Consider the following 13717-nt stretch of genomic DNA (forward strand, 5'->3'; position numbering starts at 1 on the left):
GCTGGCTTTCCCCGAGTAATCCTCCCAAATAGTGTCAAACCCCTTTTTTTTGTGCTTGGGTTTTGAAGTCGGGGTCGAAACGCTTGCACCACTTCTCAAAGCAGGGTGGCATAGCGGCTGGGGTGGTCTCTCTCATGGGGACACTCTCCACCTTAAATCCTTGTCAGTCAAGGGTTTTGCTTTTATTTTACCTTTTTTACCGTTTAAGTCCCGTTAGTCATTACCTGTCCCCACGCGTTGGGTCTCGCCATTCCCCTCGTCATTGCCAACTCGACGGGACTGGCAGCTCGCAACGGCATTTTAGTCCGCAACCGCGACTCCTTAGAACGAGCTAAAAATATCGAAATTATGGCGTTTGATAAGACAGGGACGCTGACTCAGGGCAAGTTTGGGGTTCAAAATGTTGCAGTAGACGAAACGGACGAAGATCGAGCGTTGGCGATCGCCGCCGCCTTAGAAAACGCTTCAGAACATCCCCTCGCTCGAGCCATCGTCGAGGCCGCTCGTCAGCGTCAGCTCGACCTTCCCGAAATGGCAGATTTCCAAACGGTGACGGGACAGGGAGTCGAAGGTAAAATCGACGGACAGACCTATCGAGTCGGTCGCCCGGAATGGGTGCAGGAACGAGATCTCTCGCTCTCAGATCGACTCCAACAGGCGTTAGATCGAGCGGACAAGCGGGGCGAAAGTGCTGTGGTTCTCATGACTTTCGATCGCCCGATCGCCGTGATTTCAATGGCAGACCAGGTACGAGAACGCGCCCGGATTACGATCGATCGCTTGCACGAGATGAACCTTCAAGCGGTGATGATTACTGGCGATGCGGAGGCGGTCGCTCGGTCGGTGGCTGAAGATTTAGGCATCGATCGCTATTACGCTCGCGTCCTTCCTGAAGACAAGGTCAACCGCATTAAAGAATTGAAACGAGAAGCTCCCACGGGATTCGTCGGAGACGGGATCAACGATGCAGCCGCGTTACTCGAAGCCAATATGGGCTTGGCGATCGGGGCGGGAACCAACGTCGCGATCGAATCGGCCGATTTGGTGTTGGTCGAAGACGATCCGTTAGATGCCGTCAAAGCGTTGAATTTGGCGAAAAAAACCTACGGAAAGATGATTCAAAATCTTTTCTGGGCGACGGGCTATAACGTCATTGCGATTCCCCTTGCGGCTGGAGTCCTTCAACCCTGGGGAATCGTTCTCTCTCCAGCAATGGGAGCGTTGCTGATGAGTCTTTCGACGGTCATCGTGGCGATTAATGCCGTTATGTTACGTCGGGCAAAGTTAGCTTAGAAACTGTTCCGGACGGGTCAGTTTTACGGTACAGCTCGAGTGGATACCGCCAGTCAAAGCAAGCAGTCTGATTTTTTGCTTTACAATCTACAATTCTCGAGTATATCGGTTGAAAATCAGTAACTCCGTAGATGGTTTTTATGAGATTCTGAGTTCTCTTTTCTAAGGTTAGAGTTCCCTATTCACTCTCATTTCATAATCGATCGGTATCTTGAGAATTGAAACTGTTCGTTGAAGAGAAATACGATATGAACGTATACCCAAAGTATCAAAAATCGATCGCTGCCTTAATGACGTTTGCGACGCTCGGAACTCTCAGCGCGATCGCCAAACCCGTTGTGAGTTCGACAGCGTTCCAAGAGTCCGCGATCGCTCAAAGAGAACCGAATTCAATGATGGAGTCCGGTCAGATGATGGAAGGCGGGCAAATGTCCCATCAAGGGATGCCGATGCAAATGTCAGGAGAAATGCTGGACTTGATGAGTCAAATGCACGAACTGATGTCTACGTTGACCCCAGAACAAATGCAAGAAGTACGTCCGATGATGATGGAGCATCACAACCGCATGATGGCAGAAATGCAGAGTACGCTCGAACAACTGCGCGACGTTACCGGCCAGACTCGCGACGCCAATTCCAACTAGCGACATAATCCCGAAGGCGAGCGATCGAGTCAACCCGATCGCTCGCCCCGAACCGAATCGAGATCGCGCGACTCAATCGATATCGTTATCCTTGTGAGTAAACTTATCGAGGCGATCGTGATAAATCCGAACCAGTCGATAGCGTCGTTCTGTATCCAAGCGATCGAACTGTTCGTCTCGCAAACCCAACTTCCGCAAGCGCTTTTTATCCACGATCGCCAACGTCGACGGAGATTCGGGGTGGTTCTGTACCCGTTCTCGCAAATATTCCCGCCCCAAAGACGGCCGAGATAGATACGTGACGGGTTGCTGCGTGTAAAACGCCAGGGACGGTTTTTTAAAGCCAATGGCGATGAGTTCCTCACTCGGAACCCGTTCCGCGTTAACCGTATCGGCTAAATCCCGTAACGGCTCTTGGCGCAGGCGATCGAGCAACTGAAACGTCGGATGTACCATCACCAGCAAAAACACCGCAAAACTGACGACATGAACCCCCGACATCCAACGGCGGCGATCGCTGACTACCACGCCCTCGATCGCCATCGCGATCGCCACGGCGACCCCCGATCCCACCAAGGTTAATCCCGATTTCCAAATTTCCTCATCGATGTCGTCCACGACGGGATCTTTCCCAATCCAAAAGGGAACCGTGGCGATCGCCACCGCCAACACCAACCAAATCCCAAAACTCAGCCAGTGACTCACCGACAGCCAACCTCGCCGCAACCGAGGACGACCCAAAGTTTCCTCCGCCAGCAGCAACGCCACCAAAATCGCCGCCGCCGGAATCAGGGGTAAAACATAACTCGGAAGTTTCGTCACCGCCGCTGTAAAAAACACGAACACCCCCGCAAACCAAAATAGGGCAAACCCTCCCAACTGTTGAGAGCGAGGGAGATTTCGCCAGGCTCGGCGCGGTAGCACCTGCAAACGAGCGATCGCCGCCGGAAGATAGACCGACCAGGGTGCGAACCCCACCAAAACTACCAAAAAATAGAAATACCAAGGGGCGCTGTGATGGTTCACCACCCGCGTAAACCGCTCGAAATTGTGATAGCCGAAGAAACTTTCGATATAGCTTTCTCCGTTGGTCGCCATCACCAAGACGTACCAGGGAACCGCGATCGCTAAAAACAGCAGCATTCCGCGCACCGGGCGCATTTCTCGCAATACCGCTTTCAACTGTCCCGCGTACAGCAAAAACGCCCCCACGATAAAGACCGGGAGGACGAACCCCACCGGGCCTTTCGTCAACACCGCCAAACCCATCAAGGCGAAAAAGGCTAAATACGCCCGAGTTGACGTTTTCCCCTCGCTGGCGTAGCCCCAGAAGAATGCCAACAGCGACGATCCCATACAAGCACACAGCAGCATATCCGAGACGCCCGTGCGTCCCCACACTAGCGTTTGCGGGTTAAAGGCGATCGCCACCGCCGCCAGCGTGGCCGCCCCCCAAGGCATCAACGCCCCCCGTCCCGTCAGTTTCGCGGGGGGAACGAAACGCCAAAGGGTTACGAACGTCACCGCCATCAGTGCGATCGCCGACAACGCCGAGGGGAGCCTCGCCGCCCACTCGTTCGTCCCCAAGGCCAAATATCCCACCGCCATCAGCCAATACACCAGCGGCGGCTTATCGAACCGGGGTTCGCCGTTGAAATAGGGGGTAATCCAATCTCCCGTCACCGTCATCTGACGGGCAGCCTCGGCAAACAAGGGTTCCGTTTCGTCGATGAGATTGGTACTGCCGAGTTGGTAGAGAAACGCCAAAATCGCAGCGATCGCCACCACCAACACCGACGTACTCCACACCAACGTCGGAAACTTTTCCGGCGAAGTCAACCACAACGAAGTCCGGTTGCGTAAGTTCGAGTTCATAGAAAAGGGGAGAGGGGGAGAGGGGGAGAGGGGGAGAAGGGGAGAGGGGGAGAGGGGGAGAGGGGGAGAAGGGGAGAGGGGGAGATTCGTAGGGTGCCGTGACGCGGCTAGAAAATGTTGCCGCAGTCAGGTCAATGTTGTATTACCGCGTCACGCACCGCCCCCAACCGAAAGGTAAGGAGATGAGGAGGTGAAGAGACGAGGAGAGAATTTCACCTCATCCGGTCGTCATATCATCTCCCCATCCGGTCGTCACATCATCGCCCAATTCACCAGAGTTCGCACGCCGAAGCCCGTCGCCCCAGCACTGTCGTAGCCGTTGTCTTTATCTGCCCAAACGGGGGCGGCGATGTCTAAGTGCGCCCAGGGCGTTTTTTCGACGAACTGCTTGAGGAATAAGGCTGCCGTAATCGCTCCTCCCGCGCGGCTTCCCGCGTTTTTCATATCTGCATGGAGGGATTTCATCAACTCGAAATAGGGTTCTTCGAGGGGCATACGCCAGAGTTTTTCACCGGCTACATCCGAGGCTGCCATCAACCCGTTCGCCACCTCGTCGTCGGGACTCCACAATCCAGCGATGGTATTGCCCAACGCGACTACGCAAGCCCCCGTCAGAGTGGCTAAGTCCACGATCGCATCGACGCCGAGTTTGTCGGCAAACACTAAGGCATCGGCGAGGGTGAGGCGGCCTTCCGCGTCGGTGTTGTTCACTTCAATGGTTTTACCGTTGGACGCGGTGAGGATGTCGCCGGGACGCATGGCGTGACCGCTAATCATGTTTTCCGTGACGGCGGAAATGAAGTGAACTTCTACGTCCGGTTTCAGTTGCGCGATCGCTTTGGCTGCACCGAAGGTCGCCCCGGCTCCGCCCATATCGATTTTCATGGTTTCGATGCCGCTGCCCCCGGTTTTCAGGTTGAGGCCGCCCGAGTCGAAGGTCAAACCCTTCCCGACGATCGCCAGTTTTTTACGGGGCGTGCCTTCGGGCTTGTAGGCTAAATGGACGAATTTCGGCGGTAAAGCTGAGGCTTGGGCGACGCCGAGAAACGCCCCCATTCCCAGTTTTTCGCAGTCTTCTTTTTCGAGAATTTCTAACTCTAAGCCATACTCGTTCGCCATAGCCTGGGCGGTTTCGGCCAGGGTAATCGGGTTGACCACGTTAGCCGGGGCGGCCACCAACTCCCGCGCCAATAGAACGCCAGAGCATATTTTGAGCGATTTGTCAACCGCCTCGTCCTGTCCGTCCAGTTCCAGTAAATCGACAGTTTCGACGATCGCACCTTTGTCATCTGTTTCGGATTTGAAGCGCGTGTCTTGGTGAAGTGCCAACTCGATACCTTCGACGAGGGATCGAACCGTCGAAGCGGGGTCGTTATTCCACTGCGGCACGCTGACGCCGAGGGTTTTACATTTTTCCTGTTTCGCCAAACGTCCCATCATCGCCGCGCACCGCCGCCAATCGTCGAGATGGTCGGCTTTACCCAGTCCCACCAAAATCACTTTACGGACAGTACTGCCCCCACCAACGCGAGTGACGGCACTGTTATCTCGCTTGCCGTCAAATTCCGTTTCTTCAATGAGTTCTTTGAGGGTTCCAGCCAGTTTTTCGTCCAGTTGCGCCAATTCGCCAGTTAATTCCACGGCATTTTCGGGCAATCCGATCGCTAAAGCGTCACCCGACCAATCTAACAGTGCCGTTGCGATCGCGTTGAATTTCATAAAACAGTCTCACTTCTACGACGTTGCAATATTTTATGTTAAATGGTTTTCGGCTCGGGAATAATCGATCCGTTGACAGGGAACAGTGTTCCAGTCACCAGTCATCAGTCACCAGTCACCAGTGAAGACGGGGAACCGGGAACCGGGAACCGGGAAGAATCGTAGGGTGTGTGACGCGGCCGGAAAAGGTGGCCGAAGTCAGGTCAATGGTACGTTACCGCGTCACGCACCGCCCCCAACCGGAAGATGAGGAGATAAGGAGAGAATTTCCCATCATCCCATCATCCCAGCTCTACCTCGGACAGACGCAGAACCCGCAGTAACATTGACAGGAAAGCGGCGTCTCGGGGTCGCGATCGAGATATTGGTTCACGTCCACGTAAACGGCCTCGTCGATGTCGCATTGAGATTGAGGTGGGATGAAGTCTAACTCGAACAGTTGGGACATAACCGTTTGAGCGTTGCGTCCCATTTGGCCGATGACGACGACGCGATTGATACGATTGCACCCAGACCGGCGATCGCTCACCGAACAAATTGCCAGTTGACCGTCAACGCGACCTAGGGTTAAATAATCGAGCGTGCCGTGACGAGCGGCGAGTTCTAATTGCTCTGCGGCCTCTCGACATTCGCGAAATCCCGTAATATCTAAGGTAACGTCTGGAGTGACGCCTGCTGCTGTTGCCCGATCGCGCTCCCATCGGACTAGCGGTAACACACCTCGCTCGGTGACCGCTTCTAGGATCGGTACGCTATCGCTGGCATTGCAGACAAACTGAAGGGCTTCGGCCGCTTCAGCAGACTGACTGAACACAGGACGGGGCGTAGCGGTGACGAGTGCGGCGATCGTCGCGAAGACGAAGCCGAGAGCTGTCGTTCTCATGCGAGAGCGCGTTAAGATCTTAGGGCGGCCTGTTATTCAAGACCGCAGGAGATCGAAAAAGTGCCGATCGAGCCATTGGAACCCACGCCAGGGATTGGGAGAAACAGGGAGTTGGCATCCGGTGACAGTACCAAACGAAACGATGGGTTGGCGGGAGTGGGTCGCACTGCCAGAGTTCGGGATTCCTGCCATTAAAGCGAAAATCGATACGGGGGCGCGATCGTCGGCACTTCATGCTTTCGATATCGAACCGTTTACAGAAAACGGAACGCAAAAAGTCCGTTTTCAAGTCCATCCCATTCAACGGGATACGAAAAGTACGGCGATCGCCTGCGCTGAGGTTTTAGACCGTCGCGAGGTTCGCAACTCTGGAGGGAAGGCAGAATTACGGTATGTCGTCCTAACGTCTGTCGAACTTGCAGGACGACGGTGGGAGATCGAACTGACTCTCACCAACCGCGACGTGATGGGGTTTCGGATGCTGTTAGGACGTCAAGCGGTGCGCGGACGGTTTCTCGTCGATCCGGGTCAGTCCTATCTCCTCAGTCGGGACGAAGAGGCGGCGCATCACGCTCAAGCCCATAAATCCCACGCCCACGAATAAGGCGAAAAATGCTCGTGTGGAAGCACGAAAACGCATCCAAGGATTATATCGAGTTTTTTTCTATGAAAATTGCGATTTTATCTCAAAATTCCTCCCTGTATTCGACCAAACGCTTAAAAGAAGCTGGAGAGAAACGGGGCCACGACATGAAGGTGGTCGATCATTTGCGGTGCTATATGAATATCACCTCTCATCGCCCGTCAATAATGTATCAGGGTAAACCGTTAGAAAATTTCGAGGCGGTGATTCCTCGTATTGGGGCATCTCATACGTTTTACGGAACGGCGGTGGTGCGACAGTTCGAGATGATGGGGGTGTTTACTGCTAACGAGTCCCAGGCGATTTCGCGATCGCGCGACAAGCTGCGCTGTTTGCAAATTCTCGCCCGCGAAGGCATCGGTTTGCCGGTGACGGGCTTCATTCACTCGACGCAAGATATTGAGGGGGCGATCGGGATTGTTGGGGGTGCGCCGTTGGTGATCAAACTTCTCGAAGGGACACAAGGCATCGGGGTGGTTCTCGCGGAAACCCATCAAGCTGCCAAGTCGGTTATCGAAGCGTTTCGTGGCTTGGACGCTAATATTTTGGTGCAGGAGTTTATTAAGGAAGCGAAGGGAGCCGATTTACGCTGTTTTGTGGTCAACGATAAAGTGATTGCTTCGATGAAACGTCAGGGCGCTCCTGGTGAGTTTCGATCGAACATTCACCGGGGCGGAAAAGCTGAAAAAATCAAACTTACCCCGGAGGAGCGATCGACGGCTGTGCGGGCGGCTAAATCGATGGGCTTAAAAATCGCGGGTGTCGATTTGCTTCGCGCCAATCACGGCCCGGTGGTGATGGAGGTCAATTCGTCTCCGGGGTTGGAAGGGATCGAAGCTGCCACTGGGGTCGATGTTGCGGGGAAAATTATCGAGTTTCTCGAGAAAAAAGCGGGTTCGAGTGCGCCGCGCGATCGCATTCCTTACTAAGTTATAAGAGAATCGAACTCAGGCGATCGAAATGGTAACTAAGCCCTCTCGTTTCTCGATGATGCTGGAGGGCTAATGTTTAGCTTCATTCGTACTGTTGCGATCGCGTTTGTTCGTTTGAATTATTGTCTTCACCACAGAGGCACAGAGGACACAGAGAAGGGCTTGCCATGTTTGATAAAACTACGTTTGAAATTCGGATTCCGCATCGTATCATTTTTTTATAAACTTTGCTATATGGCAATATTAAATAATTCGTGGCAAAATCCCCTATCGGTCAATGGCTGTGTGAGATCCTCAGCATCTTGTGGGTGTCGAGGATCTGAGGAGACCATCCGACCTTTAGTCTGGAGTTTCACTTCTGTTAGTTGCCACAAATGAATTAAAATTGCTATAAATGGTTGTAGGTTGGTTCGATCGAGGAAATCTAATAAAAAGTACCTACACTTACGACTGTTGAGTTGAGGCGAAGAAACTCAACTTATGTGACAAATAAACTTGCGGACTATCTCTAACAAGTTTAACGAAAAATGGTATCAATTCAAATTTTCACGCCGAAGTGTGAAAACGCGATCGTATCAGTACGTTATCGAAACTCGCAAGAGAGAGCTTTGTTTTGAGATCGTTAGTTATGGTGCTGCATTTAAGCTTGATTTTGTCTGTACGATATCAGACTTATAATGTTTTTTTTTGATGACCAATTCTACGAATATTAATAAATACAACGATATAAAAACATAAAAACTTATTAGCTAACCAAACTTTTTTATGTTAAAAAGAGGATAAACCTTACCCACTAATCGGTCGCGTCTTGTTGAGGTTCTCACGACCCAGAACTGGGACGCGAACCGTTCGATCTCGTCCAAAATTTCTTGATGTCTTCTTCCCATTCCCTGCCGTTCGATGCGTCGTCTTCACCTGGAGATCGATTTGCAGTCGTCGGCATCGGAGCTTCTGCCGGAGGACTCAGCGCCCTCGGAGCCTTTTTCAAGAACGTCCCCCCCGATTCCGAGCTGGCGTTCGTCGTCGTGCAACACCTGGCGGCTAACTTCGAGAGTGCCTTACCCCTTCTGATTCAAAATCAAACTCAGCTTGCGGTGCGAGTCGTTCGCGACGGATTAGCCATCGAACCGAATACAATCTACGTCATTCCCCCGAGGGCGAGGCTCGTGGCTCGCCAGCAACGGCTTTATCTATTCGAGCCTCAGTTAGAAACGTCGGGTCTCGACTTCCCTATCGATCGCTTTTTCGGCAGTTTGGCTAACGATATGGGCGCTCGGGCGATCGGGATCGTTCTTTCGGGAACTGGTAGCGATGGAACCTTGGGCTTACAAGCCATTCGGGAAGCTGGCGGGTTGACCTTTGCCCAATCTCCCGCATCGGCAGAGTTTTCGGGAATGCCCGAAAGTGCGATCGACAGTGGTGTCGTCGATCTGGTGTTGTCTCCCGAAGAACTGGCGCGAACCCTGGTGCGATCGCTCCAGCAAAACAACTCACCTCTACGTTCTTCAACAGAATCCTGGTGCAGCAATCTCTCGGACGATCTCTCGCTTCCCCTCGACGACATTATCGAGTCTCTTTCAGAGGACGATAGCCTCGATTTTTCTCACTACAAAACGGGAACGCTCACCCGCCGCATTCAACGTCGATTGTTACTGAGCGATTGCAGCGATATCCGAGCATATCTCGACTATCTCAAGAACTCTCCAACTGAGCGCCAGCGACTGCGGCGGGATCTCCTCGTCAGCGTCACCAGTTTCTTTCGCGATGTCGAAACTTGGCAAGTTCTCGAAACAAAGGTGTTACCTCCCTTGCTGGAGCGTCTCACTCGAGGGCAGCAGCTACGGGCTTGGGTAACCGCCTGTGCGACGGGAGAAGAAGCCTATTCGATGGCAATGGTTCTCGACGAGGCGCGACGGCGGGCGAACCGACGCCTGGACGTGAAGATTTTCGCGACGGACATCGACGCGATCGCCCTCGAACGAGCCTCCCTCGGTATTTACCCGGAAACCCTCGCCGATCGCATCTCTCCCGAACGGCTCGATCGCTATTTCACCGTTCGAGACGGTCAGCTTCAAGTTCGCCGGGAACTGCGGGACTTACTGGTTTTTTCTCCCCACAACCTGATTAAAAACGTGGGATTCTCCAGAATGCATGTGGTGAGCTGTCGCAACGTGCTGATTTATATGCAGCCTCACCTGCAACAACAGGTGTTGAGAACCCTGCACTTCTCCTTAGTACACCAGGGCGTTCTCTTTTTGGGAAGTTCTGAAACCCTCGGGAATCTCGATGGGGAATTCGAGAGCCTCGATTCGGCAACGAAACTGTTTCGCAAACGTCGCGACGTGCGCTTGAACCTGTCGCCTCGCAACCTCGAACCCCTGCAGCATCGCGCCCTCCACCGACCCCCTGCCGAAATGAAAACACCTCGGTTCGATCCGATTTTACAAGCGGCGTTTGAAACCCTCGTAGCCGATCGCAATGCGACCTGTTTCGTTGTCGGTAGCGGCGATCGCCTGTTACACGTTTTCGGCGACGGACTCCAACTGTTACAGGTTCCGAAAGGGGCCTTCAAAATCGATACAATGCTGCCTCAAGCGTTGCACCTGCCCCTCAAAGCCGCCTTGCAACGGGCCCGGCGAGAACAGAAAACCGTGCGCTATCGGGGAATTCGCTGGCAACAGGAGGGAGAGACGGTCGTTAACCTCAACCTCAACGCCGCCTATTGTCCGGCAAACTCTCCGGTAGAGGAATGTTTTGCGATTTCGATCTCAGCCGACGGTTCGCCGGAGATCGGACGTCCCAAGGCGTTGGAATTCGAGACGGATGCGGAAGCTGCCCAGCGAGTTTTGGAATTGGAAACCGAGCTTCAAAACATTCGCGAAAACCTGCAACAGACGATCGAAGAACTCGAAGTCAGCAACGAAGAACAACAGGCGACGAACGAAGAACTTTTAGCCTCGAACGAGGAACTGCAAAGTACGAACGAGGAACTTCAGTCGGTTAACGAAGAACTCCACACCCTCAACGCCGAATATCAGTCGAAAATTCGCGAGTTAGCGGCTCTCAACGAAGATACGAATAATTTTATCGACAGTACCCAAATTGGCGTAATTTTCGTCGATCGCACCCTGCGAGTTCGCAAGTTTACCCCCGCCGTGACGAACGCCGTTCCCTTAGTCGAGAGCGATATCGGGCGTCCTCTCCAACATTTTTCAAACAACCTCGACGTTCCCGATTTACTCGATCGCCTAACTGAAGTGACGGACAACGGCGGTGAATTTTCTCAGGAAGTCTACAATCGCGAAACCCAAAGCTGGTTTTTGCTGCGGGTCAATCCTTTTCGCCGACGAGATGGCAGTTTCGACGGGTTAGTGTTGAGTCTCGTAGACGTAAACCCTCTCAAACACGCGCAGGAGGAAATCGCGCGAAAAAACGCCGAGTTGAGCTATCTCTACAGTACGTTACCTGTGGGGTTGGCTTTGGTCGATGAAAACTTAGTGTTTCTCAAAATTAACGATATCCTGGCGGAGATAAACGGACTTACGGCTCGAGACCATATTGGGAAGACGGTTCGCGAGATTTTGCCGGAACTGGCTGAGGAGTTAGAGCAGCTTTACCAACGAGTTCTCGCCACTCGAGAGCCGATTCGCAATCTCGAAGTTGGCGGTATCACGCCGGCCGATCCCCAGCGTCTGCGGACGTGGTTAATCAGTTATAATCCCCTGGAACTCCCTGACGGAAAGCTTGCGGTCAGTTCGGTGGTGACGGACATTACCGAACTCAAGGCGGCGCAACAGGCGGTGGAAGACCGCGAAGCGCACTATCGCTTCGTGACGGACAATATTCAAGAGGCGATCTTTCAAACGGACGATCGGGGACGGTTGACGTTTTTGAATGCGGCGTGGACACGGCTGTTTGGGTTCGCGATCGCGGACAGTTTGGGACGACCGCTCGAGGCGTTTTTGCACCCGGACGATCGCGAACCGTTCGAGGCACTTCGACAGGCGGTTTTTAGCGACGGGGGAGACGAGAGAATTGTTGAAATACGCTTGGTGACGCGATCGCGCGAGATACGCTGGCTCGAGGTGTGGTTGCGGGAACTGCGGGACGGTCAGCGGGGAACGGTGAAACTGTTTGGAACGCTCAACGATATTAGCGATCGTAAGGCGGCGGAATGGGAATTCGAGCGGCTCAACCACGAACTCGAGGATCGAGTTGAGGAGAGAACTCGGGAACTCCAGGCGTCTCGGGAAGCGTTGGAGCGACAGGAATCGGAGTTTCGCCGCTTGCTGGCTAACACGCCGGATATTATCAGTCGGTTCGATCGCCAGTTGCGCTATCGCTATACGAACGCCACGATTCCCCCGAGAACGGACGAGCCCACGAAACTTGTCGGTCGAACTTTGGCGGAAACGGGAGTTTCGACGGAGTACGCCGACACCTGCGAGGCGGCGATGCGCCAGGTTCTCGAGACGGGGGAAGCGGTAAAGGTGGAGGAGTATTTTTCCGAAGACGATCGCTGGTATGAGATTCGCGTGATTCCCGAGTTCGATGGGACTTCTGAGGTCGTTACGCTGTTGAAAATCGTTCGGGACGTGACGGCGGCGAAACGGGCCGAGACGGAACTCCGCAGCAGCGAGGAGAAGTTCCGCCAACTCACCGAACATATTGAGGAGGTGTTTTATTTAACTGACCTCGAAACTCACGAGGTTCTTTACGTCAGTCCGGCTTACGAGCAAATTTGGGGGATTTCGCGAGAGCGACTGTACGATCGCTCGCTGTCGTGGCTCGATCCGATTCATCCGAGCGATCGCGATGGTGTCGCGTCGGCGTGGAAAGTGTTTTTTGAGGGACGAGGGGCGTACAACATCGAATATCGTATCTTGCGCGGGGAGAACGAGATTCGTTGGATACGGGATACGGCGTTTTTGATTCGCGATCGTACCGATCGACCTTATCGAATTGCGGGACTGGCGGAGGACATTACCGAACGCCACAATTACGAGGCGCGAATTCAGGCGTCGTTGCAGGAAAAGGAAGTGCTATTGCGGGAGATTCACCATCGGGTCAAAAACAATCTCAACGTGGTTCACAGTTTGCTGGCGATGCAGGCGCGTCAGGTCGGGGATAAACGGATGAAATCGCTGTTGCTCGAAAGTCAAAGTCGCCTGCGGACGATGGCGTTGATTCACGAGCATTTGTATCGGTCGGAATCTCTCTCGAAAATCGATTTTTCAAACTATTTGAGAAGTGCGATCGGGCATTTGTCGGATTTGTTCGAGCTGCATCGACAACCGATCGAGGTTCGTATCGAAGCCGAGGCGATCGAATTGAGTATCGAAACGGCGATTCCCTGCGGTTTAATCGTCAACGAACTCCTCTCAAATGCGATCGAACACGCATTTCCCGACGGAAACGGCGGCGAGATTTGGGTCACGTTGCGGGAACGGGATAACACGACCGTTGAAGTGGCCGTTTGCGACAACGGCGTGGGAATTCCCAAGGAATACTTGCAAGGACGCCCGAAATCGATGGGGTTGAAGCTAGTTAATATTCTGGTCGATCAACTCGATGCTACTTTTGAATGCGAAGTGGCAAACGGGACAAATTGTCGAATTGCGATCGTGCGATCGATGGATTGAACGAGAGCGCGACGCCTCCCCACCTGGCGCTCTCGTTCAAATCCCCGGCATCTCTCCAGATCCCCGGCATCTTGGAGATGCCGGGG

Annotated in this window: 8 protein-coding genes; 5 read left to right on the forward strand and 3 right to left on the reverse strand. The window is 53.4% G+C overall.

Annotated features, from left to right (window positions below):
• Positions 1–219: 219 nt before the first annotated feature.
• Positions 220–1293 carry a heavy metal translocating P-type ATPase gene (locus GEI7105_RS28755; protein WP_202804414.1) on the forward strand — a complete coding sequence of 358 codons (1074 nt, stop codon included), beginning with the start codon at positions 220–222 and terminating at the stop codon, positions 1291–1293.
• Positions 1294–1541: 248 nt separating this feature from the next.
• Positions 1542–1937 (forward strand): hypothetical protein, encoded by a 396-nt coding sequence (locus GEI7105_RS0102525; protein WP_144053645.1) that lies wholly within the window; start codon positions 1542–1544, stop codon positions 1935–1937.
• Between the two features lie 72 nt (positions 1938–2009).
• On the opposite strand, the gene GEI7105_RS0102530 is transcribed toward GEI7105_RS0102525, so the two are convergent.
• From GEI7105_RS0102530 to GEI7105_RS0102540, 3 genes are all read right to left on the reverse strand, one after another.
• Entirely contained in the window at positions 2010–3812 is a 1803-nt protein-coding gene (locus GEI7105_RS0102530; RefSeq protein WP_017658913.1) for an ArnT family glycosyltransferase, read from the reverse strand.
• A gap of 252 nt (positions 3813–4064) precedes the next feature.
• A complete protein-coding gene (locus GEI7105_RS0102535) occupies positions 4065–5531 on the reverse strand; it encodes a leucyl aminopeptidase (RefSeq protein WP_017658914.1) in 1467 nt (488 codons plus the stop codon).
• Positions 5532–5823: 292 nt separating this feature from the next.
• Entirely contained in the window at positions 5824–6414 is a 591-nt protein-coding gene (locus GEI7105_RS0102540; protein ID WP_017658915.1) for a COP23 domain-containing protein, read from the reverse strand.
• A 142-nt stretch (positions 6415–6556) separates the two neighbouring features.
• On the opposite strand from GEI7105_RS0102540, the gene GEI7105_RS0102545 reads away from it, so the two are divergent.
• From GEI7105_RS0102545 to GEI7105_RS28760, 3 genes are all read left to right on the forward strand, one after another.
• Positions 6557–7018 carry an ATP-dependent zinc protease family protein gene (locus GEI7105_RS0102545; RefSeq protein WP_051044169.1) on the forward strand — a complete coding sequence of 154 codons (462 nt, stop codon included), beginning with the start codon at positions 6557–6559 and terminating at the stop codon, positions 7016–7018.
• A gap of 62 nt (positions 7019–7080) precedes the next feature.
• Positions 7081–7986, forward strand: coding sequence for a 30S ribosomal protein S6--L-glutamate ligase (gene rimK / locus GEI7105_RS0102550; protein WP_026097371.1), 906 nt, complete (start codon positions 7081–7083; stop codon positions 7984–7986).
• 875 nt (positions 7987–8861) lie between these two features.
• Positions 8862–13631, forward strand: coding sequence for a PAS domain-containing protein (locus GEI7105_RS28760; protein ID WP_017658918.1), 4770 nt, complete (start codon positions 8862–8864; stop codon positions 13629–13631).
• The last annotated feature ends 86 nt before the right edge of the window (positions 13632–13717 follow it).

Source organism: Baaleninema simplex PCC 7105, assembly GCF_000332355.1.
In the GTDB taxonomy this organism is placed as follows: Bacteria; Cyanobacteriota; Cyanobacteriia; order Cyanobacteriales; family Geitlerinemataceae; genus Baaleninema; species Baaleninema simplex.